The organism is Congregibacter sp. (assembly GCF_047617445.1).
Lineage (GTDB): Bacteria > Pseudomonadota > Gammaproteobacteria > Pseudomonadales > Halieaceae > Congregibacter.
On record NZ_JBLGBE010000056.1, the window covers coordinates 1 to 21,993 of the forward strand.

The window sequence follows — 21,993 nt, forward strand, 5'->3', positions numbered from 1 at the left end:
TGGATATCTACAGGACCATTGTGGAGGTTGATACCTCCAAGACCAAGGGCAATACCGTACGTGTGGCCCAGTATCTAGCCGACGAGTTGATCGCTGCCGGCTTCGCCAAAGAAGATGTTCGTATCGTGCCAAAAGGGGATTTTGGCACACTGATTGCCACCTATCGGGGTGATGGTAGCGCAGGGGCAAAGCCCATATTGCTCCTGGGGCATCTGGATGTTGTTGAAGCGCTTGCGGAAGACTGGGTACGCCCTCCCTTTGAGTTGACCCAGGATGACGTGAATTTCTATGCCCGGGGCACTGTCGACAACAAGTTTGGTGTTGCACAGTTGACCGGCACCATGGTGCGTCTTAAGAAAGAGGGCTTCGTTCCGGACCGCGATCTGATTCTGGCGTTTTCTGGTGATGAAGAAAGTGGCATGACCACAACGCGAATGATGGCCTATGAAATGCCAGAGTTGGCGGAAGCGGAGTACGCTCTGAATTCCGATGCTGGTGGCGGTAGTCTTACTGCTGACGGTGTAGCCGTCAGCTATCGTGTCCAGGCGGCGGAGAAAACGTACGCAACCTGGGAAATCACCGTGCGTAATCCTGGTGGACATAGCAGTCGTCCGCGGGATGACAATGCTATTTACGACCTTGCTGGCGCTGTGAGTGCTATAGAGGCGCATCGTTTTCCCGTGATGTGGAGCGAAATGACGCTGTCGTATTTTCAAAAGGTAGGCGAGAAAATCGGGGGTGACTTGGGCGATGCAATGGTGACCTTTGCCTATGATCCACAAGATGCAGACGCTGCGGAAACACTGCGTAGCCAGCCGTCCTACATCGGGTCTACACGTACGACCTGCGTGGTAACGATGTTGCAGGCGGGACATGCCGAGAACGCGCTGCCACAGTCAGCTACTGCGACGGTCAACTGCCGAATTTTCCCAGGGGTATCCGTGGCGGATATCGAAGCTGAGCTGCGCGCAGTTGTTGGTAACGAAGAGGCAGAGTTTGTGCTGCTCGGAGACCCGACGGAGAGTCCTATCTCTGAGATTCGTGCTGATGTGCTCGCTGCTGTGAGCAAGTCCGTGCATAGTCGCCATCCGGGCCTTGATATGATTACTTACATGGAGTCAGGGGGTACGGACGGAATGCACTACCGATCGGCAGGAATTCCCACCTGGGGCATTTCGGGCGTGTTTATGAACCCTGATGAGATGTATGCACACGGACTCAACGAGCGAGTGCCCATCAAGGCGTTTTACGATGCGTTGGACCACTGGTCTGTGATTATTCGAGATCTGACGACTCCCGAGTAAGCTTGCGTTGGCCTTAGGCCCGGGCAGTTACGTAAATTGCCCGGGTCTGCGTCATACCTACCCCCACCGTAAAATCCCTGTTTACCTCATACCGACCCAGTCGTGATACGCGCCGAAAAGCGGGCACTGTCCGCTTCGTTAAGATGGACGTAAACAGGATCTGCAGCTGTCGCAGTAAGGTAGGCGCCTTGAACGGGCAGAGGGAATAGTTGGTCATACCGACGAACATTCATTTGATCTACGCGACGGTAAATGTGCGTGCGATTGAGTTGCTTGGGTGACTCCAGTCCTGCGGAGGAGGTTAGGTCTAAAAGCGCAAGCATCGTCTCGCTATGGTAGCGCGCTACCCGTTGACCTTTATCGCTGACGTCTAGGCCTCGCACAAGCCGTGGGTTTTGTGTCGTGATGCCTGTGGGGCAGCGGTTGGTGTTGCACTCCAGCGACTGAACGCAGCCCAGAGCCAGCATCATGCCCCTGGCGCTGTTGCATAGGTCGGCCCCTAGCGCCAAAGCCTTGGCCGCGTGAAAGGCGGTGATGATTTTTCCGGATGCGATTACTCGGATGTGCGCGCGGACCCCAAACCCCTCTAGCGTGTCGACGACAAAAGCTAGGCCATCACGCAGAGGCATGCCCACGGAATTGCTGTACTCCAACGGCGCTGCGCCAGTGCCACCTTCACCGCCGTCAACGGTAATAAAGTCCGGCATGATGCCGCTCTCCAGCATGGCTTTGCAGATTGCGATGAATTCACTTTCGCGCCCCACACATAGCTTGAAGCCGACAGGCTTTCCACCGGACAAATCTCGCAACTGTTGTAGGAAGTCAAGTAGCCCCCTGGGGCTTGAGAACGCGCTATGCGCGGAGGGTGAAACAACTTCTGTGCCTACGGGTACCTGTCGTATACGAGCGATAAGATCAGTGTTTTTACTGGCAGGGAGGATGCCGCCATGTCCCGGTTTTGCGCCCTGAGACAATTTTATTTCGATCATCTTGATGTTCGAACGTATGGCGGTCTCGGCAAATCCTGTGGGAGAAAAACTGCCATTATCATTACGACAGCCGAAATAGCCCGTACCGATCTGCCAGACCAGGTCGCCCCCATGTTCGCAGTGAAAGTCCGAAACGCCACCTTCACCGGTGTTGTGATAGAAGTTACCCGACGCAGCGCCTCTATTGAGAGCGCGGACGGCATTGTTGCTTAATGAGCCAAAGCTCATCGCTGAAATATTGAACAAGGCGGCTGAGTAGGGTTGTTTGCAGTGTGCGCCACCAATGGTGACTCGAGGATTATGATCCAGGGCGCTGATGTCGAGCGCCGCAATGGAGTGCCCCATCCACTCATAGCCGTCACGATAGGTGTCGAGCTTGGTACCAAAAGGCACGCTGGCTAAATCCCCCTTTGCTCGCTGGTAGACGATCGCGCGAAACATGCGATTGATCGGCGCGCCTCCGACATCGGACTCAACAAGGTACTGCTGAACGAAGGGCCTCAGGGACTCTAGGAGCCAGCGTCCGCGTCCGATGAGCGGAAAATTGCGACGAATACTGTGCTTTGTCTGCTGCATATCGTAGATGCCAATGCAGAAACTGACCAGAACAAGAAGGAAAAACAACCAGAGCAAAAGGCTGTTAAGTCCTGCAAAGAACGGGATGCAGGCGAGGAGAATATGCACTGTAAAAAAAGCTGCACGGAACACAGAGGTCTCCTTGATCAGGGGATTGAAAAAGCTGAGCTATCTGGGTAACAAGCGTACCGCGCTGCCGGACTTTCAGCGAGAGTAATCAATCGTCTATCCCGGTATTCGCGCATTTTTTTGGTTCATCGCGGATCAGCTGGGTCAATGCCTGCGCTGAGCGTCAACATGCTGCCCTGGCAGGCAGTCACTGACGAACATTAAGTGTTGTTTTAATGTCGGTGGCAAGGCGGGCGGCGGTCCTTTGCGCTGCTCGAGTAAAGCGGGGGCGAGCCACGTACGACGGCTACGAAGTCCACTGCCAAGACGAGCGACCCCTGAAATCCGCGATGAACTTTTTAGCCGAACAGCCAGGGGGAGAGCGCCTCACGATTTTGCAATACGACTTGTTGGGCCAGTGGATTGTCCTGTTGTTGAGCAGGGTCTAGTTGCAGTAGTTGCAACTGGTACTGGACCAGCGTCGCTCGCGTAGCAAGACGCAGTTCTCCATTGCTCATGTTGTAGTCATGAGCGATGACTTCCTGTTGTGCAGAAGACAGTCTTGGATCCGGTATGATTACGAGTTCAATCCGCTGCTGCCAGTCACTGTCTTGCTCTTCGCCGAACGGGGAGGCGTCAAGCATGTCGGCCTCTCCTCGGAAACGGCTTAATACGAAGTCTCGAAAACTGCGATTTTTTTCGCACCAAGCACGTACATGCCATCGACACCCCGTGAACACCAAGGTATGCGGCACTATGATGCGACCTTCGCGATCCGGATTTTGCAGCGACACATAGTCAACTTCCAGGCGTTTCTGTGCGCGGGCAGCTTGTATCATTGGACGGAGAATCGAGGGCGAAACATCGCGACCTAAAGGTGTTAGCTGCTCTACATTAGCCGTTGCCAAGGGGAGTGCTTCAAAAACTCCCATGAGTTGTTCATCCCGCGTCATCAAGTGCAGATATTCGTCCGCAGTGCCTCGTGTTACGCGTGGTTGGAACTCTTGCGACGGTCGATAGCCCTTTAGAAACTTGTCATAGGAAATATTGCCGGGGGCAATCTCCCGGAGATAAAAATTGATGTCTTTGCTGGCCTGTTGTCGACCAATGCCAAAACAGCGAGTGAGATGCCCTGTTGTCAGGCGCCCCTCCCACAAACTGATAATTTCGATATAGCGATACCTAAGGAGGTGGTCCCAGCGATATGGCCACAGGTCCATGCTTCACTCCCGAACTGGTATGTACGTGGTGTCTATCAGAGGATGAATCTAAGAAAGTGTTTCCCTGGCGTTTTTCAGGGAAGACACTCCGAGGCACTGTTTAGAACAGCTACCTCAGAGTGTAAGGGAGAGCTTAGAGACTCAAAGAGTCTATTAAGATTCGCCCATCTTCTTCATCTCATCGGCGGCACCGGCTTCGGCGTCATCCATCATGCCTTTGGCATCGGCTTCGGCATCGTCCATCATGCCTTCGGCAGCGGCCTTGCCGTCGTCCATCATTTCGTTGGCCTTGTCAGTGGCTGCATCAGCCATCTCGCCTGCTGATTCCATGGCCCCGTCCGCTGTTTCACCGACAGAATCCACTGCGCCTTCAGCCGCATCACCCATGGAGTCCATGGCGTCGCCTGTTGCATCGACTGCGCCTTCGGCCATTTCTGAGGCGGAATCTACAGCGTCTTCTGAGGCACTCTTTGCGTTGTCCATGTCTTCTTTACTGCAGCCGCCCAATGTTAGGAGCAGGGCAGATGTGGCAACTACGCCAATAATCGCTTTTGTTCGCATGATGTTTCCTTCTTTGTGTATGAGTTTGGGTGGGTCTACCCGGGATTTTCATTGCCTGTGACTTAGGGTCTGGCGCGAGAACGCGGTGTCAGACCAATGTTTGGTCGCGCAGTTATAGTGCGCAGAGGTGAACTTAACGGCAAGCGACGCGCAGGTAAAGACTTAATCGCCTCGGCTTAGCGGCCGTTGCACGACGAAAAAGCATGAAATTGGGGGGGGTGTGAGCGCCAGACCGTGATCTGCTCGTCCGGGACTGCGTATCAACAACATCTGTTAAACACCTAGTGAGTAGGGTGCGATAATATTGATTAACTTTAATTAACCGTCTTCGGGAGTAACTTCACTATGCAGTATTTTGGTACCGCGTTGATTCGTGTGTTGTTCATTGCAACATTGAGCCTGGTAGCTGGTTTTGCTCACGCAGAGCTCAAGGTAGGCGATATGGCTCCGGACTTCAGGCTCGAGGGTTCGGACGGCAAGAGCTATCAGTTGGCCGATTACCGCGGGAAGCAAGCGGTGGTGTTGGCATGGTTCCCTCGCGCATTTACCTCTGGCTGCACTGTAGAGTGCAAAAGTCTTGCGGAAAACGGTGAGCATATCCGCAAGTTTGATGTGAGCTATTTTATGGCGAGCACAGATCCGGTGGAGAAAAACGCTGAGTTCGCTGATGAAACGGGTGCTGACTTTCCGTTATTGAGTGATCCCGATGGCGAAGTGGCTACAAGCTATGGAGTGTTCACGAGGGGCTTTGCTCGGCGTCACACCTTCTACATTGATGTGAGCGGCGTGATCTCGCACATTGACACCGCTGTAAAGCCCAGCACTTCTGCTGAAGACATGATCGCCAACCTTGAGAAGCTCGGGGTTGCGCAACGCGACTCCTAAGGCCAACGCACGTCTGACTCTTTTTTCGCTCTGGCAAGTGCTCTTAAGGAGTAGAGGACGCGCCCAGGAAACGGCAGGGTGCTATGTGGTTCTCTCGGGCTACGCTAAACAGGCTCTTTTTACTAGCACTGCCAATGGTAGTGTCTCAGGGCGCGCTCGCCCTGATGTCCTTCGCCGATAGGTTCTTTTTATCGCGTATTAGTCCGGTGCATGTCGCTGCCTCATTAGGTGGTGGCGTGTCGTTCTGGGTGTGTATTTGTTTTTTCAACGGTATCGCCGCTTATGGCAATGCGCTGGTGGCGCAATACTTTGGACGCAAGGATATGCGCAGCTGCCCCCGCGTCGTGACCCAAGGCATCATGTTAGCCGTTGTGGCTATGCCCTTGCTGCTGTTGATGGCCTGGCCCATGTTGTCGATGTTTGAGTGGATGGGCCATGCCCCAGAGCAGGTGGCCCTCGAGAAACCCTATTTCCTGACGTTTATGACGGGTGGATTCTTCTTTTTAGTCAAGACGGTCCTGGCCTCATATTTTTCCGGAATAGCACGTCCTCGGGTGGTCATGATTGCCGATCTCATTGGGGTTTTTCTTAACATTCCACTGAGCTATGTTTTGATTTTTGGGCGTTTCGGTCTGCCTGAACTGGGAATCGTTGGCGCAGCGCTAGGAACCGTGATTGCCTGCATATTATCGATAGCCATCTACCTGGCGTTTTACTTCAATCCTATTCATGCCCGACGTTTTCATTTGCGCAAGTCTTTCGTCTATGCCCCAGGCATCATGCGACGCTACTTGCGGCTTGGACTGCCATCAGGATTTGAGGTGCTCATTAGTATGGGTACTTTTAGTGTGTTTCTTCTGCTTTTTCAGTCTTACGGTGTCTCCGAAGGCGCCGCGATGGCGATTGTCTTCAATTGGGACATGCTGTCTTTCATTCCCTTGATGGGGCTGAATATAGCGCTCATGAGTATGATTGGGCGCACCGTCGGCGCGGGAGATATGTCCCGAACTAACGAAGTTATTGCCGCGGGCTTTGTCATGGCCGTAACCTACTCTGGCGTGATGGGACTGATTTTCGTGATATTTCGTGAGTCTTTGCTCAGTCTTTTTGCGACGCCGGGAATGGACTTCTCGCCAATTTTGGCTGTAGGCGCACCCATGATGATTGGCATGGCCACTTATGTTGTTGCTGACGGACTGATTTTGGTCTGCAGCGGCGTCCTTCGCGGGGCGGGCGATACCCGCTGGCTACTCCTGGCGTCGGTATCTATCCATGTGCTGACCTTGATTGTTCAGGTTTTTGTGATTCAGGTATGGAAACTTGAGCCCCTGGTGAGTTGGTCCGTGTTTGTCGCCATGCTCATCATCAACGCGCTGTTATATCTGTGGAGAGTCTTGGGTAGTCATTGGCGACAGCCCGAGCGACTCGCAAGAGTGATGGTTGAATGAAGATTCGGCATGACAACGTACTGCGCTAAGCGGCATCAGTTAAGTGTCTAAACGTTTGCGATCCTGCGCAGTATCCCAAGCGTGTGTCGCGACTGTTCTCGCTTCAATAGCATGTCCGCAATTTCGGCGTCGATACGCTCTGCAAGGGTTGCTCGCCAGGCTTTGAGCTTTTGTACGCTCGGTGCTCGTGCTCCCGGAGGCGGAAGTTCAAGAGGTTCCCCAAAGCTCAGGTAACTCGCTTGCGGCCTGGGCATGGGCGTTCCAAACGCTCCGCGTAACAAGGGTGGAATGGCATCAGGGCGCATGTTGTCTGACCAGAATCCAAATTGCTTTAGCAGTTTTACTATTTGTTCGCTGTCCAAGATGTACTCGTAAAACTCGTCAGGTCCCACCAGCCCGAAGGGCACGATGGTGTAGCCAAATTCTGCGGCCAGGCGGATAAAGCCAAGGCGTTCCTTCCACTGTAGCTGATAGCGCTCGCGACTGGGTTTTACCGCTTCGTGGGCGCCTCCGGGAAACACCAGTATGTCCTGGTCATGGGCCATGAGTGCCCGTGCTACGTCCGGGTGGCCCATAGTGGCTCCTCGGCGCAAGAGTGTTTTTGCAACGCGAGGCTGAGAGAACAAAAATTTGTCACCCATGGGACGCAGGAAGCGACCATATTCTTCAAGCAGCACCGGTAGTATGACAAAGCCATCCAGACCAAAAAGCGCATGGTTGCCAATAAACATGCACGGGCGATCGGGTAAACGCTCAGTATTGTAAAGCGCTGGTCGAAACCAGAACTTGGAAAACCGATAGATCAGTTTTTCTTCCAAACCCTGGGGTGGCTCGGTAGCTAGAGCACGACTGATGTGCTCGCGCAGTGCTTGTTCATCGGACAGTGGGTTACTGTCTCGTGATAGTGGCGTTTTGACGGCCATGACTGGAACCCTGAAGAAAAAAGTAGCTTGAAGCGATCAGTATATCCTGCTCCAAGGCGCGATAAGCCATCAACAATTACGATTGTAGGGTGTTAGAGCCCCGCGATCGCGGGGACGCCTGCCAACCATGGGTGAGCCCAGGCTACAAAAGTGACGAAGATTAGTGCAGCTACGATGGTAAGCAATTCTGTTGCGAGTCCGGGCGGTACAGGTTTTTTCCAGACACCTTCCCGGCGATTGATGAGCAAAATTTCGAGTAGGGCCCAGCAAGCCATTCCTCCAAAAAGTACAATTGAGCGGGAGTCGCCATTCAGCAGAAGATGGGCCGTTGCCCAAAGCAGAACACCGCTCAACTGCGGGTGACGTACTAAGCGTTTGATGACGGATGATCGATTGGATACGACGAACAGGTAGAGCGCGAGGACAATCAGACCTATCGCGAAGGTACGGACGCTTGGAGGCACGGTGTACAACCAGGTGGTTTCGCTGGACCGCCAACCCAAGACTAATAGTGCCAAGCCGGCGACACTGAGTACGCTAACAAGACCTTTTACGCCGCCTTCTCCGATACCCTGTTTTGCAGCGTTGACCTGCTTAGGCGCCAGGCTCAGAAAAAGATGTGTTCCAGTGAACAGCAGAACGCCAGCGAGCAGTAAGCCCATAGCCAAATCCTCGTCTATCGAAAGCAGAATCCTACATGCATTGTAGACTCAAATAGCGTCTAGACGATTAATTGAAGCGTTTACAGGTCAAAGCGTTCGCGGAGGAAGCGTGCAATACCATCGGCGTCATGATGACCAATAACGGCGGTAGCCGCCGCTTTGATGCTGTCTTTAGCATTTTCTGGTGCGTAAGCCTCGTCCGCCGTCTCGAACATGCTCAGATCGTTGTCGCTATCGCCAAAGCAAATGACGCGACTAAAACCGAGTTCTTGCTTAAGACTTTCGACGGCACCACCTTTACTGCCCGATTGATGGTGAATGTCGATCCAGTTGAGTTTACGATCCTCGATGGCAGTCCCCATATAGGCGACTAATTGTTCCTCATCGCGAATCATATCGGCTACCGCGTTAATGGCGGTGTCTGGGCCTATGGCACTGATGTTGGTTATATCTGCATCGGCAGGCAAATCGGCTATAGGCAGCACCGGTAAATTGCGTTCCCGCTGAAAGCTCTTTACGAGTTTGTACTCGGCTTTTTGACGAAGCGGCGGGTGGTAGACGGCATGTCTATTGTCAGGCTCCAGAGTAAAGAAAAACGGCGTTACGTCTTTCTCTGTAAACGCATCAGCGACATGAGAAATTTCATCCAGCGTTAAGACATGACTCGTACTGTAGCGACTCAGTTCTGGATTCCAGATCATTACTCCGTTCTTGTAGATCTGTGGCAGTAAAAAGCCATGTCCATCCAAAATGTCTATGGCGCCATGGAGTGCCCGACCGGTAGCTACCGTATAGGCAATCCCCCTCTCGGTAAGGCGACGAAGGGTTTCCCGGGTGTAGGCGGAAATTTTGGACGACTTATTGAGTAGCGTGCCGTCGAGGTCAAAAACGATGAGATCCATGACCGTGATTATAACGCCATTGCATCGCTGAAACTGCCGCTCAGCGATGCATTTGCACAGAAGTCTGTTATCTTTTCTGCTCTGTATGGAATACTTAAGCCATGAGTAGACATCCAACGATCAAACAGCTGCGCTACCTCTGTGCGGTAGTGGAGCACGGGCACTTCGGACGAGCCGCGAGAGCCTGCCACGTGTCGCAGTCTACCCTCAGCGCCGGCATTCTGGAGCTGGAAGAGGTGTTGGGCGCGTCTTTGCTTGAGCGCAATAATCGCAGTTTGGTGCTGACGGGCCTGGGAGAGGCGGTCGTGGAGCGAGCCCGGGGCTTGCTTTTGGATGTCGAGGATTTGGTCGCCCTCTGTCAGGCTTCTGCCGAGCCTCTCAGTGGGCGTCTGCGCCTCGGTGTCATTCCAACTATCGCGCCATTTTTGCTTCCAGGTTTGCTCAAGTCACTACGTAATGATTACCCGGTCTTCACTCCTTTTATTCGCGAGGATTTGACCGGGCCCCTGATTGAATTCCTGCATCGCGGAGAGCTTGACCTACTCTTACTTGCTCTGCCGGTGGCGGCGGAGGGGGTAGAGAGCATGCACTTATTTGACGACCCGTTTTTTCTTGCCTCGCCACTGGATCACCCCTTGGCAGCGCAGACTAATCTGGATACGAGTAGCTTACAGGGACAGGAGTTGCTGTTGCTTGAAGATGGGCACTGCTTGAGAGATCACGCTCTTGAGGCCTGTAAGCTCCGGGGTAGTGAATACAAAGTACCTTATCAGGCAACGAGTCTGACCACGGTTGTTCAGATGGTGGCAAGTGGGGTCGGCGTCACGCTCGTCCCGGGTATGGCGGTCACAGCTGGCGCGCTGGCGACACAGGATGTGGTGGTCACGCCGTTTGCTGATGCATCGGTGAAGCGGGGCATCGGTCTTATGTGGCGTAAAAAAACACCCCGGCAAACAGAGTTTCGACTACTGGGTGATTACATTATTGACCGCCACTGCCGCTGACTCCAAGCGTTTGTTCTGGATGTTTTTTGCGCCAACTTACGTTGTGGTTTCTTCATCACTATCTGTGCGTAGGTAGCTGCCGCAGTGGCGACAGTATCGGGCGTCTTCTTCGTGACCCGCCCGGGAGCACTGAGGGCAATTAAGTGGCGTACGTTTTGTCTGCCGCTTTTCAATGATGTTAGCGGTGAATATGCCGGTTGGCACAGCGATGATCGCGTAGCCCACGAGCATCGCGAGCGCTGAAATGGCACGTCCGGCAGCGGTAACGGGTACAACGTCGCCATAGCCCACTGTCGTTACGGTGACGATGGCCCAGTAAACACTGACGGGAATATTCTCAAAGCCATTGTTAGGGCCTTCAAGCACGTAGATCAGACAGCCGAACACCACGATTATCGTGATAACAATTGAGAAGAACACAAAGATTTGCCGCCAGGAACTGCGCAAGACGCCGGCGATCTGATTGGCGTCATTGAGATATCCCACTAGGCGTAAAACTCTGAATACTCGCAAGACGCGTAGCAAGCGGATGATCAGCAGCGGCGCTGTTTGTGGAATCATTATGGCGAGATAGCTGGGAAGAATCGCCAGTAAGTCTATAAGCCCGTAGAGGCTGAATATGTAGGCTCGGCGATTCCGTGCGATCCAGATTCGCAGCATGTATTCCAGTGTGAATAGCAGTGTGAAGCCCCACTCAAGCCGCTGCAGCAATGCGCCGTAATCGCGATGAATGTTGGCCATGGAATCGCCAATGATCACTCCCACGCTAATGAGAATGGCGAAGATCAATATCAGGTCGAACCACTTACCCGACGGTGTGTCCGTGCCAAAAATAATCTTATACAGATGTGCCTGAAGTGGTGATTGCTGTCGCTGAGTCATGAGAGTCTATGCTGCGCCAACAGAGATTCGATGACCGGAAGCAAGATGTTGTTGATCAATGGCTGGGCCTCGACAGTGGGATGAATGCCGTCTTTTTGCATGAGATTGGGGTACGTTGCGATGCCGTCCAGTAGAAAAGGGCCCAGTGTCGCACCCGTTGTTTCGGCCGCATTCTCAAAGCTTTCTCTAAACGAACGTGTGTATCTCGGACCGTAATTCGGCGGAATTTCCATGGGCAAGATCAGCACCTCTGCACCGGCTTTGATGGCTAACTCAGCCATATCTGTGAGATTTTCCTCGAGTTTGTTCGTCGGGTAACCCCTTAGACCATCGTTTCCGCCTAGCTCGATGACCAGCAGGTCTGGTGAATGCTCGGCGAGTAGATCTGGAAGGCGTCTCAGACCCCCGGCGGAGGTGTCCCCACTGATGCTGGCGTTTACGACGCTACTTGCTGGCCAGCGCTCACGCAGTCGTCGCTCCAGAAGGGCAGCCCATCCCTGCTCGAGGGACATTCCATATGCGGCACTGATACTATCGCCCAGCACTAGTACACGCGGCGCAATCTCAGGCGAGTCCGTTGCAGAGGCGGGCAAGCTTATGGGCAGCCAGACCAATCCAAGTAGCAGCCATACGCGTAAGGCGTGCATCACAGGAGCACAAATGATTACTGCAGAAAATCTCGGCAAGCGGGTACCCATGGCAGAGGGAGAGCTTGCGATATTGAAAGGGATTAACCTCGAAATCAAGTCGGGGGAAAGCGTGGCCATCATTGGCGCCTCGGGTTCGGGTAAATCAACCCTTCTGGGGCTGCTGGCGGGTTTGGATACGGCGACCGATGGCCGTGTTCGAATTGATGGTACGGACCTGCAGGATCTGAGTGAGGATGGTCGCGCAGCCTTGCGAGGGCGCGATGTGGGTTTTGTGTTTCAGTCCTTTCAGTTGCTTCCGGCACTCACCGCGCTGGAAAACGTCATGTTGCCGTTAGAGTTAAAGGGTGATCGCAGCGCCAGCGAACGCGCTGCGGACTACCTTGAGCGCGTGGGGCTGGCCGACCGTCGAGATCACTATCCGCGGCAGCTTTCGGGTGGTGAGCAACAACGTGTGGCGATTGCTCGGGCGTTTGCAGGCTCTCCCAGAATACTCTTCGCCGATGAACCCACGGGTAACCTCGACCGCGCTACGGGGGAACGAATTACTGATCTACTGTTTGGCCTCAACCGAGAGGAGGGCACGACCCTGGTATTAGTCACCCATGATCTACAGCTTGCTAAACGTTGTGCCCGGCAGCTGCAGATGGACAGTGGTGAGCTTTGCGAAGTAGAAGCTGCGTGATATGACACTCTTGTTGCGCATGCTGGTTCGCGACTGGCGCGGGGGGGAGCTCGGCGTTCTTCTGGGTGCCCTGGTGTTAGCAGTAACGATGATATCGGGCATCAGCGGCTTTGCCGCCGCGCTTAAGTCAGCACTGCGGCAGGAGAGCCACAGTTTTCTAGCGGCGGACTTGGTGGTGCGTGACGCTCGGCCGCTCCCCGGGGGCTGGCTTTCAGAGGCTGCTGAGCGGGGTCTGGAGTCAGCGGAAACACTCAGTTTCACCTCCATGCTCTATGCGGGTGACGATGGGATGGTACTCACCTCGGTAAAAGGCGTGAGCGAGGGCTACCCTCTGAGAGGCGCTTTGCGATTGAGTGATACCCCCTACGGTGAGCTTAGAGAGCACCGGGGAGCACCTCCCAAAGGGTTTGTTTGGATAGAGCCCCGCCTGTTTGCACTTTTGGATATCAATATCGGTGACACCGTAGGCATTGGCGAGGCGGATTTTCAGGTCGCCGCGGCGATTCGCGGCGAGCCGGATCGTGCGGGAGGATTTCTTGGGGTTGGCCCTCGGGTCATGCTCAATGCGAGCGACATCCCGGCAACACAGGTTGTACAGCCAGGAAGCCGGGTAAGTTATCGGCAGCTCTACGCTGGGGATCCCGAGGCAGCTGAAGAGTTCGCGGCCTGGCTTGAAGAGACAGTAGAGCCAGGGCAGAGCTTGCAAAGTGTTGAAACCTCGCAGCCCGCAGTGGGGCGGGCACTCAGTCGCGCTGAACGATTTCTGCTTCTGGCAGGTAGCCTGGCAGTTATTCTCGCCAGCGTGGCCGTGGGTCTTGCGTCACGGCGTTACGCCGAACGTCATCAAAATTACGTGGCACTTCTCAAGAGTCTGGGCGCGGAATCATCGCGCATAAAGCGGCTCTACGCTGCAACATTAGCCATCACCTGGCTGATTTCCTTGATACTGGGATGGTGTCTGGCCTGGGTTCTTCAGTTGCTGGCTCTGCAGTCTTTCGCTGATCAGCTCACGGTAATGCCGTCTTTGATTCAACCGCGGCCGTACTTTATTGGTGCTGTTACCGCGCTGGTGTGTGTCAGTGTCTTTGCTTGGCCATCGCTGGGAAGGCTTACAGAGATCAGCCCGCTACGAGTTCTGCGCAGTGATATGCCGTTGCACGATAATCGTGAGCCTAGAGACTATTTTTTGGGTCTGCTAGCGATGGTGCTGCTGATGTGGTGGTACAGCGCTGATCTGCAATTGACACTGATAGTACTTGCTGGGCTTTTGGCCGTAACTGTTCTTGGCGGCTTGGCGGCGCTCTTTTTACTCCGCGGTGGGCGTGTATTGGGAATGCAGGCAGGAAGTGTCTGGCGTCTGGCGCTGGCAAGTCTGCAGCGGCATGGCCTGGGTAACGCATTGCAGCTCGTGGTGTTTGCCGTGGCTATTATGTTGCTGTTGCTCTTAGGCTTACTGCGAACCTCGCTCCTGGAGGGGTGGCAACAGCAGCTTCCTGATGGCGCTCCTAATCACTTTTTGCTCAATCTCGCGCCCGATGAATTGGGTTCTGTGAGTACTTTGCTTGATGATCAGCAGGTGCGTCGGGAGAAGCTCTATCCCATGCTGCGAGGTCGCTTGATGGGTGTTGGTGACGAAGCGCTGCCTATTGAATCAGAGGATGAAGACGCGCCGACCCAGCGGGAAGTGAATTTCACCTGGTCGGCCGAGGTGCCGGATGGCAATGAACTGGTCTCTGGCAGTTGGTGGCAGTCTGGTGAGATTGCCGCGGTATCTGTAGAGGTGGAATTCGCCGAGCGCTATGGGATGAGTCTGGGGGATCAGTTGCAAGTTCGCATCGGCGCTGCGGAGTTTGTGGTCACGGTGACGAGTTTGCGTAGTCTCGATTGGCAGTCATTCAAGCCTAACTTCTTCATGGTGTTTCCTCCGGGGCTGCTGGACGGCTACCCAGTCACTTACATGACAAGCTTTTATCTCCCGCCGGAGCAGAAATCCCTGCTGAATGATTTGTTGCGGGCGCATCCGACGGCGACCGTCCTTGAAATTGACGCGATCATGGCCCAGTTGCGCAGTACGCTCTCACAGGTGTCATCGGCCATCGAGTTAGTGCTTGGTCTCGTCTTGTTGGCTGGGGTGCTCGTTCTTATTGCGGGGGTTCAGGCCACTGCGGACTCACGTTTGAGAGAAAGCGCGTTGTTACGAGCACTGGGAGCGGGAAGGACGCATATTCTTGGTGCTGTGGCGATTGAGTTTTTGACGCTGGGTGTGATGGCGGGCCTGCTGGCAATCGTCGCCGCGGAAGCGGCATTCTGGGCATTGCAAAGGTTCGTTTTGGAGCTGCCGTACACGCCAACCCCAAGTTTATGGCTGCCGACATTGCTTGCTGCGGCTGCACTTATTGGTGGATTGGGGCTATGGAATTGTCGGCGCGTGGTGTCCGTAGCGCCTGCGGAGGTGTTAAGAGATGCTTGAGTGCTGAGGCCTGCTCAGTCTTCGCGGCGTCGAATGCCGTTGATAAACGCATTCACTGCAACATCGATTTGGCGAAGCAGGTCAATATGCTTGTTATACAGACCAGGAGTATCAACGCGTAAGGTCGCGACTCCATGAATACCTGCCCAAGATGCATTAGCCAGGTAGATGACATCCTGCTCTTCAAATTCACCGCTATGCATCCCGTGTTGGAGTATCTCCTGCACAAGCAAAAGTGTCTCTCGACTCACACCTCTAAGCTCCGGGTAATCATCACTGGGCTGTACTAGGGGCCCAAACATGAGTTTGAACAGTTGCTCCTGTCGCCCGGCAAAGTCCACGTAGGCGCGTGCTACCAGTCTAAGTTGTTGCGCTGCACTATCACCGCCAGCATCCCTGGCAGCAGCTCATAGCTCAAGTAATTCGCGATAACCACGCGTGGCAATGGCCGCAAGCAAAGCTTCCTTGCCACTAAAGTGACGATAGGGGGCAGTCTGCGATACGCCCAATGCGCGCGCGACAGCTCTAAGACTCAGCTGCTCGGCGGGCGTATGACGAAGCTGCTCGATAGCTTGTTCGAGCAGCTTCGCACGCAGATTCCCGTGGTGATACGCCCGCTGACCGGCAGCGTGATTCATGGGTAGTTACGCTTGAGTGTCAGGGCAGCAGATCTGCGACAGCGTCGCGCTCTTCTGTGAGTTCCTGTTCCGTGGCTTGCATACGGCCGCGACTAAAGTCATTAATCTCTAAACCCGTAACGATGCTCCAGTTGCCGCCGCTGCAGCGGCAGGGGAAGGAGTAAATCAGTCCTTCGGCAATTCCGTAAGAGCCGTCTGAGTAAACACCCATCGATACCCAGTCGCCGTCTTCGGTGCCCAGTGCCCAATCGCGCATATGATCAATAGCCGCGTTCGCTGCTGAGGCTGCTGAAGAGGCTCCTCGAGCTTTGATGATCGCCGCGCCGCGCTGTTGTACTGTCGGTATGAAGTCGTCTTCGTACCACTGCTGCTCCACCTCGTCGACAGCGACCTTGCCGCTCACAGTTGTGTGATGAAGGTCTGGGTATTGAGTGGCTGAGTGATTCCCCCATACGATCATATTGCTCACGGCGGTAACCGGCGCCGCGAGTTTCTGAGCGATTTGAGTTTTGGCGCGATTGTGATCAAGTCGCATCATCGCCGTGAAGTTCCGAGGGTCGATATCCGGCGCGTTGCGCTGCGTGATAAGCGCATTGGTGTTTGCAGGGTTGCCTACTACCAGTACACGTATGTCGCGGCTAGCGTTGTCGTTGATCGCCTTGCCCTGTACCGAAAATATCGCAGCATTGGCTTCGAGTAAGTCTTTGCGTTCCATGCCAGGCCCACGAGGACGAGCGCCTACTAGCAAAGCGTAATCAGTATCTTTAAAGCCCACGTTTGGATCATCTGTGCAGACGATGCCGGCCAGCAGTGGGAACGCACAATCATCCAGCTCCATGCGGACACCTTCCAACGCATCCATGGCCGGAGTGATATCCAGTAGGTGCAAAATGACCGGTTGATCGTCGCCGAGCATGGCGCCAGACGCGATACGGAAAAGGAGTGCGTAGCCAATTTGGCCAGCGGCGCCGGTGACTGTAACGCGAACGGGTGCTTTCATAGGAGACCTCTGATGTCAGGACTTGTGTGTCAAAATATGCCGCGCATTGTCGGCATTACGCCCCAAAAAAACAAGTTCTATGCTCAAGCGGCGCTGGACCTGCCCAGCGCCGGACGAGTACCATGCGCGCGACTCCAAAATAGGGTTTAAAAGGCGATGAATCGCGACCCTCGGCGCTCAAAAACCGAGTTCAACAAGCTTCATAAGCGTCTTCGACGTCAGGTTGGCCAGGCCATCGTGGATTTCGAGATGATTCGCGATGGTGAGCGGATTATGGTTTGCCTGTCGGGAGGCAAGGATTCCTACGCTATGTTGGATATCCTCCAGTCCCTTCAGCGCAGTGCGCCCGTGCAGTTTGAACTTATAGTGGTTCACCTGGACCAGAAGCAACCAGGCTATCCGCCTGAGACTCTCCCCGCTTATCTTGATCAGCAGAATGTCGAGTACCACATCCTTGAGAAAGATACTTATAGCGTCGTTAAGTCGGTTATTCCTGAGGGTAAGACGACCTGTGGCCTGTGCTCTCGCCTTAGGCGCGGAACGCTTTATGGCTTTGCCGAAGAGATTGGTGCGACGCGTATTGCGCTGGGCCATCACCGGGACGACATTGTCGAAACGTTGTTCCTGAATATGTTTTTTGGCGGGAGCCTCAAGGCGATGCCGCCCAAGCTTTTGTCCGACGACGGTAAGAATGTCGTCATTCGCCCCATGGCCTACTGTAAAGAAGTTGACCTGGAGCGTTACGCGCAAGAGATGGAGTTCCCCATCATTCCCTGCAACTTGTGCGGTTCCCAGGATAATCTGCAGCGCCAGGCCATCAAGCAAATGCTCGTGGATTGGGATAAGCAATATCCTGGGCGTACCCAAACGATTTTTAAGGCTATAGGCAACGTTTCACCCTCGCAGTTGGCGGATCGAGACCTCTTCGACTTTTTTAGTTTGAACGCGGCCGAGCCTATTGCAGCAACCGACTTCTCACGCATCAATGCCGTTAATGTGTAGCGCATGAGCGGCTCTCCTATGCTCGAAGCGGTTGATCTAGAGGTTGAACGCGGAGGCAGGCAGCTGTTCTCGGGTTTTTCTTTCAGTCTCTTTGCCGGAGATATCGTGCATTTGCGAGGCGAGAACGGTGCCGGAAAGACAACATTGCTGCGTATGTTGGCGGGGTTGTCTCGCTACGGATTCGATGGCGTCGTTCGCCGGCACAGCAACAGTTTGTTCTTGGGCCACCAGGGCGCAGTAAAGGGCCTGCTGAGTCCTCGGGAGAATCTCCACTGGCATCCCTCTTGTGAAAGTTTTCGCGACGACCAAGCGATAGAGGCGGCGTTGGCCAACGTTGGGCTTTATGGCTTCGAAGATGTGCCCGCGGCGCAGCTGTCCGCGGGTCAACAGCGTCGCGTTAATCTGGCGCGGCTTTATTTGACTCAAAAGCCAGTTTGGTTATTGGATGAGCCGTTTACGGCGATTGATCCCCAGGGCGTTATGCGCTTAGAGCAACGCTTTGTAGAGCATGCTGCACAGGGCGGAGCGGTACTGCTAAGTTCCCATCAGGCTCTGGATCCCGCGGTGAACGCTCAGTTGTTGGACATATTGCCCGGAGAGCGCTCTTGAGTTCGGGCGCGATATACCGGGCTTTGCTGCGGCGTCAGATAACACTTGCCCTGCGTCGGCCGGTGCAGTTGATCAATCCCGCGCTCTTCTTCGCCATTGTTATCGTTTTGTTTCCCCTGGGGCTTGGTCCAGCGCCAGACACCCTGTCGATGTTTGCCGGGGGTATTTTGTGGATTGTTGCATTGCTGGCAAACATGCTGGGTGCGGAGGCTCTATTTCAAAGTGACTATGATGATGGATCTCTTGATCAGTTACTCATCGCCGAGCAGCCTCTTTATTTCCTGGTGATGCCCTACCTGTTAGTTCAGTGGTTGCTGAGCGGTCTGGTGCTGGCATTGTTGTCGCCCCTGTTTGCGCTGATGTTGGGATTACCCCAGCAGGGGATTGCTGTGCTCATGGCGTCTTTAGCCCTGGGCTCTGGCGTAATGAGCGTGTTGGGCGCCATTGGCGCAGCGTTGACCGTCGGCTTGAGGCGAGGCGGCATGTTGATCGCGTTACTCATTACACCTTTTTACGTGCCGGTGCTCATTTTTGGAGCAGGGGCCGTGCGTGCCGCCGTGGATGGTCTGGCTTTTGCGCCGTATCTGGCCTTGCTGGGCGCCATGTTTTCCTTGGCCCTCGCCTTAGGGCCCGTCGCAATCGCGGCCGCGCTGAGAATCTCGGCTGATGCCTGATCCCACAATGATGCATGGAAGTTTTGGCGGCCAGCGATTGCTTTGTTCCCACTCTTCGCTCGGAGTATAATTCGCCGATGTGGACGTTCTTTCATAAGTTGGGTTCCCCGCCCTGGCTGTACGGTATTGCCGGCACAATCTTGCGCTGGTTGCTTCCTATCGCGCTGATCGCTTTGGGTGCCGGTGTTGTTTGGGGACTGCTGTATACCTCTCCGGATTTTCGGCAGGGCAACAGCTATCGCATTATTTACATCCATGTGCCGGCGGCGGTGGTGGCGCTGGCCGGTTACTACGTGATGGCAATCGCAGCTGCGGTCAGCTTGATCTGGAAAATGAAGATGGCCGATGTTGCGATGCTTGCTGCGGCCCCTGTAGGCGCTGTGCTGACCTTTATAGCGTTGGTAACAGGGTCCATTTGGGGGAAGCCAACGTGGGGCACCTGGTGGGCGTGGGATGCGCGCATGACCTCAATGCTGATTCTACTGTTTTTGTATTTAGGTGTGATGGCACTTTACGAGGCTTACGATAATAAGGCGGTTGCGGCCCGTGCCTGCGCTATTTTAGCGTTGGTTGGCACGGTCAATATCCCGATAATCTATAAGTCCGTAGACTGGTGGTACAGCTTGCATCAGCCCGCTTCGATAAAGTTCAGCGGTGACAGCACTATCGATGCGAGCATGCTGTACCCCCTGATACTTTGCATCGTATCTTTTTATTTGCTGTTTACCTGTGCCCTGCTTGCCAATATGCGCGTCGAGATCTTGCGTCGTGAGCGCAAAACCAATTGGGTTCAACGATTGGTGGGGGAAGGGTCCTGATGTATTTTGATAGCTTTGCTGCGGCACTCGCCATGGATGGCCACGGTCCCTATGTTTGGTCTGCCTACGCGCTGACCTTGGTCGTGATCGCATTGCTGATTCTTTTACCTATTGTTCGCAAACGACGATTGTTGCGCGAGCTCCGCGGAGAACACCGTCGGAATCGCCAAGCTGAGTCTCGTTCTAGCGTGGAGTCGTCCTGAACTAATGCATCCTATCCGTAAGCAACGCCTTTGGGTGGTCCTCAGTATTGTGCTGTTTTCCTCAGCGGCAATCGGTCTTGCAGCCTACGCGCTGCGGGGAAACATCAATCTGTTTTACCCGCCGGTCGATGTGGCAGCAGGAAAAGCCCCGCTGGCTACACCTATTCGTATCGGGGGCATGGTCGTAGAGGGTAGTGTGCAGCGGTCTGACACCTCCCTGGAGACGCGCTTTGCCGTTACGGACTATCAAGCTACCGTTGAAATTGTATACGCGGGCATCCTTCCTGATCTCTTTGCCGAGGGCCAAGGCATTGTTGCGTCTGGGCGTTTGAGTGCTGACGGTGTGCTACGTGCAGATGAAGTGCTTGCCAAGCATGACGAAAACTACATGCCGCCAGAAGTTGCTGAAGCTTTGAGAAATAGCGCTATAGCGGGAGTCAAGCAATGATCCCGGAGCTTGGTCACTTTGCACTTGTGATTGCCTTGGTCATGGCAGTGGCTCTTACGGTGGTGCCTTTGTGGGGTAGCTGGCGCGGGAACTACGCGGCGATGAGACTCGCACCAACGCTTGCTTCTGCAGTCACAGTGTTCTGCTTTATTAGCTTTGTTTGTTTGGCGATAGCCTTTTTACAGGACGACTTTTCTGTGAAAGTTGTTGCCTCCAATAGTAATAGTTTGTTGCCGCCGATCTATAAGTTCTCTGCGGTTTGGGGCAATCATGAAGGCTCGCTTTTGCTGTGGGTGCTCATTTTGTCTTTCTGGCTCGCTGCCGTAGCGACATTTAGTCGTGGATTACCCACCGTCATGCTCGCCCGGGTGTTGTCAGTGATGGGCTTCATTGGTGTGGGTTTTATGTCCTTTTCCCTGTTCACGTCTAACCCTTTTGAACGCCTACTCCCGGGAGTGCCCGCGGATGGCAATGATCTCAATCCGCTCCTGCAGGACCCGGGTCTGATTATTCATCCACCCCTGCTGTACATGGGTTATGTCGGGTTCAGTGTGGCATTCTCATTTGCTGTGGCAGCGCTCATGGGCGGACGACTCGATGCAGCCTGGGCGCGATGGTCGCGGCCCTGGACGAACGTTGCCTGGGCGTTTTTGACCTTAGGGATCATGCTCGGTAGCTGGTGGGCTTACTACGAGCTAGGTTGGGGCGGTTGGTGGTTCTGGGATCCGGTAGAAAACGCCTCATTTATGCCTTGGCTTGCAGGCACCGCGCTGATTCATTCGCTGGCAGCGACGGAGAAGCGCGGTCTCTTTAAAAGCTGGACCGTATTACTGGCAATCTTTACTTTTTCTTTAAGTTTGCTCGGTACGTTTTTGGTGCGCTCCGGAGTGCTGACTTCGGTACATGCTTTTGCGGCAGACCCAGAGCGCGGTCTGTTTGTCCTGGTGTTTCTGGCGATGGTGGTGGGTGGTTCGCTGACCTTGTACGCCGTGCGAGCGCCTTCTGTACGCAGCCGAATAGGCTTTGGAAGCGTATCCCGAGAGTCACTGCTACTAGTCAACAACGTGGTCTTCTTGGTCGCCACCCTAACCGTATTGTTTGGCACTTTGTTTCCACTTCTCATGGATGCCTTGGGGCAGGGCAAGTACTCCGTGGGAGCGCCGTATTTTAATGCTGTGTTTGTGCCTCTTATGGCGTGCCTGGTGCCGTTTATGGGGATCGGTCCCATATCAAAGTGGCGGGACGACAGCGTGTATCGCTGGCGCAGCCGCATGCTGGTGCCGGCGCTAGTGGTGCTTGCCTGCGGCGTGAGTTTTCCGTTTTTAAGCGATCAGG

At 54.4% G+C, this 21,993-nt stretch carries 24 protein-coding genes; 13 read left to right on the plus strand and 11 right to left on the minus strand.

The window, feature by feature from the left end:
* Positions 1–1,304: M20/M25/M40 family metallo-hydrolase (locus ACI9KD_RS12355; protein ID WP_414981479.1), on the plus strand; the 1,304-nt coding region annotated here is incomplete at its 5' end.
* An 86-nt stretch (positions 1,305–1,390) separates the two neighbouring features.
* Here the strand turns inward: ACI9KD_RS12355 and ACI9KD_RS12360 are convergent.
* The 3 genes from ACI9KD_RS12360 to ACI9KD_RS12370 all read right to left on the minus strand — a co-directional run bounded on the left by ACI9KD_RS12360 (position 1,391) and on the right by ACI9KD_RS12370 (position 4,758).
* Positions 1,391–3,001, minus strand: coding sequence for an FMN-binding glutamate synthase family protein (locus tag ACI9KD_RS12360; protein ID WP_414981480.1), 1,611 nt, complete (start codon positions 2,999–3,001; stop codon positions 1,391–1,393).
* A 335-nt stretch (positions 3,002–3,336) separates the two neighbouring features.
* Positions 3,337–4,197: a WYL domain-containing protein gene (locus ACI9KD_RS12365; protein ID WP_414981481.1), complete on the minus strand. Its 861-nt coding sequence runs from the start codon at positions 4,195–4,197 to the stop codon at positions 3,337–3,339.
* Positions 4,198–4,350: 153 nt separating this feature from the next.
* Complete coding sequence (locus ACI9KD_RS12370; protein WP_414981482.1) at positions 4,351–4,758, minus strand: hypothetical protein; 408 nt, start codon at positions 4,756–4,758, stop codon at positions 4,351–4,353.
* 345 nt (positions 4,759–5,103) lie between these two features.
* On the opposite strand from ACI9KD_RS12370, the gene ACI9KD_RS12375 reads away from it, so the two are divergent.
* Positions 5,104–5,643, plus strand: a complete 540-nt coding sequence (locus ACI9KD_RS12375) for a peroxiredoxin (protein ID WP_414981483.1) — start codon at positions 5,104–5,106, stop codon at positions 5,641–5,643.
* Positions 5,644–5,777: 134 nt separating this feature from the next.
* Positions 5,778–7,091: an MATE family efflux transporter gene (locus ACI9KD_RS12380; RefSeq protein ID WP_414981484.1), complete on the plus strand. Its 1,314-nt coding sequence runs from the start codon at positions 5,778–5,780 to the stop codon at positions 7,089–7,091.
* A gap of 47 nt (positions 7,092–7,138) precedes the next feature.
* On the opposite strand, the gene ACI9KD_RS12385 is transcribed toward ACI9KD_RS12380, so the two are convergent.
* From ACI9KD_RS12385 to ACI9KD_RS12395, 3 genes are all read right to left on the minus strand, one after another.
* On the minus strand, positions 7,139–8,014 hold the full coding sequence (locus ACI9KD_RS12385; protein WP_414981485.1) for a lysophospholipid acyltransferase family protein: 876 nt from the start codon (positions 8,012–8,014) through the stop codon (positions 7,139–7,141).
* A gap of 92 nt (positions 8,015–8,106) precedes the next feature.
* Complete coding sequence (locus ACI9KD_RS12390) at positions 8,107–8,676, minus strand: NnrU family protein (RefSeq protein ID WP_414981486.1); 570 nt, start codon at positions 8,674–8,676, stop codon at positions 8,107–8,109.
* An 80-nt stretch (positions 8,677–8,756) separates the two neighbouring features.
* A complete protein-coding gene (locus ACI9KD_RS12395; protein WP_414981487.1) occupies positions 8,757–9,578 on the minus strand; it encodes an HAD family hydrolase in 822 nt (273 codons plus the stop codon).
* 101 nt (positions 9,579–9,679) lie between these two features.
* Here ACI9KD_RS12395 and ACI9KD_RS12400 point away from each other — a divergent pair, with 101 nt between their 5' ends.
* The gene (locus ACI9KD_RS12400; RefSeq protein ID WP_414981488.1) at positions 9,680–10,582 is read left to right on the plus strand and encodes a hydrogen peroxide-inducible genes activator; all 903 of its coding nucleotides are present in this window, start codon (positions 9,680–9,682) and stop codon (positions 10,580–10,582) included.
* A gap of 36 nt (positions 10,583–10,618) precedes the next feature.
* Here ACI9KD_RS12400 and ACI9KD_RS12405 read toward each other — a convergent pair whose 3' ends face one another.
* Both ACI9KD_RS12405 and ACI9KD_RS12410 read right to left on the minus strand, forming a co-directional pair.
* Complete coding sequence (locus ACI9KD_RS12405) at positions 10,619–11,464, minus strand: ion transporter (RefSeq protein ID WP_414981489.1); 846 nt, start codon at positions 11,462–11,464, stop codon at positions 10,619–10,621.
* On the minus strand, positions 11,461–12,111 hold the full coding sequence (locus ACI9KD_RS12410) for an arylesterase (protein ID WP_414981490.1): 651 nt from the start codon (positions 12,109–12,111) through the stop codon (positions 11,461–11,463). Before ACI9KD_RS12410 ends, ACI9KD_RS12405 begins: the two co-directional genes overlap by 4 nt.
* A 13-nt stretch (positions 12,112–12,124) precedes the next feature.
* Between ACI9KD_RS12410 and ACI9KD_RS12415 the strand changes: the two genes are divergently transcribed.
* Positions 12,125–12,796, plus strand: coding sequence for an ABC transporter ATP-binding protein (locus ACI9KD_RS12415; protein WP_414981491.1), 672 nt, complete (start codon positions 12,125–12,127; stop codon positions 12,794–12,796).
* Position 12,797: 1 nt separating this feature from the next.
* Positions 12,798–15,266, plus strand: a complete 2,469-nt coding sequence (locus tag ACI9KD_RS12420) for an ABC transporter permease (RefSeq protein WP_414981492.1) — start codon at positions 12,798–12,800, stop codon at positions 15,264–15,266.
* A 14-nt stretch (positions 15,267–15,280) separates the two neighbouring features.
* Here ACI9KD_RS12420 and ACI9KD_RS12425 read toward each other — a convergent pair whose 3' ends face one another.
* The 3 genes from ACI9KD_RS12425 to ACI9KD_RS12435 are packed head-to-tail and all read right to left on the minus strand — an operon-like array spanning position 15,281 to position 16,904.
* Positions 15,281–15,625 (minus strand): TetR-like C-terminal domain-containing protein, encoded by a 345-nt coding sequence (locus ACI9KD_RS12425; RefSeq protein ID WP_414981502.1) that lies wholly within the window; start codon positions 15,623–15,625, stop codon positions 15,281–15,283.
* A gap of 48 nt (positions 15,626–15,673) precedes the next feature.
* A complete protein-coding gene (locus ACI9KD_RS12430; protein ID WP_414981493.1) occupies positions 15,674–15,904 on the minus strand; it encodes a TetR/AcrR family transcriptional regulator in 231 nt (76 codons plus the stop codon).
* Positions 15,905–15,923: 19 nt separating this feature from the next.
* Positions 15,924–16,904, minus strand: a complete 981-nt coding sequence (locus ACI9KD_RS12435; RefSeq protein WP_414981494.1) for a malate dehydrogenase — start codon at positions 16,902–16,904, stop codon at positions 15,924–15,926.
* 156 nt (positions 16,905–17,060) lie between these two features.
* On the opposite strand from ACI9KD_RS12435, the gene ttcA reads away from it, so the two are divergent.
* From ttcA to ACI9KD_RS12470, 7 genes are all read left to right on the plus strand, one after another.
* Entirely contained in the window at positions 17,061–17,906 is an 846-nt protein-coding gene (ttcA, locus tag ACI9KD_RS12440; protein ID WP_414981495.1) for a tRNA 2-thiocytidine(32) synthetase TtcA, read from the plus strand.
* A 3-nt stretch (positions 17,907–17,909) separates the two neighbouring features.
* Positions 17,910–18,515, plus strand: coding sequence for a cytochrome c biogenesis heme-transporting ATPase CcmA (gene ccmA, locus ACI9KD_RS12445; protein ID WP_414981496.1), 606 nt, complete (start codon positions 17,910–17,912; stop codon positions 18,513–18,515).
* On the plus strand, positions 18,512–19,189 hold the full coding sequence (gene ccmB / locus ACI9KD_RS12450; RefSeq protein WP_414981497.1) for a heme exporter protein CcmB: 678 nt from the start codon (positions 18,512–18,514) through the stop codon (positions 19,187–19,189). The genes ccmA and ccmB overlap by 4 nt, the downstream gene beginning before the upstream one ends.
* A 77-nt stretch (positions 19,190–19,266) precedes the next feature.
* Positions 19,267–20,007: a heme ABC transporter permease gene (locus ACI9KD_RS12455; protein WP_414981498.1), complete on the plus strand. Its 741-nt coding sequence runs from the start codon at positions 19,267–19,269 to the stop codon at positions 20,005–20,007.
* Complete coding sequence (ccmD, locus tag ACI9KD_RS12460; RefSeq protein WP_414981499.1) at positions 20,007–20,210, plus strand: heme exporter protein CcmD; 204 nt, start codon at positions 20,007–20,009, stop codon at positions 20,208–20,210. The genes ACI9KD_RS12455 and ccmD overlap by 1 nt, the downstream gene beginning before the upstream one ends.
* A gap of 4 nt (positions 20,211–20,214) precedes the next feature.
* On the plus strand, positions 20,215–20,658 hold the full coding sequence (gene ccmE, locus ACI9KD_RS12465; RefSeq protein ID WP_414981500.1) for a cytochrome c maturation protein CcmE: 444 nt from the start codon (positions 20,215–20,217) through the stop codon (positions 20,656–20,658).
* Positions 20,655–21,993, plus strand: a 1,339-nt coding sequence (locus ACI9KD_RS12470) for a heme lyase CcmF/NrfE family subunit (RefSeq protein WP_414981501.1), incomplete at its 3' end; no start/stop codon positions are given. The genes ccmE and ACI9KD_RS12470, both read left to right, overlap by 4 nt.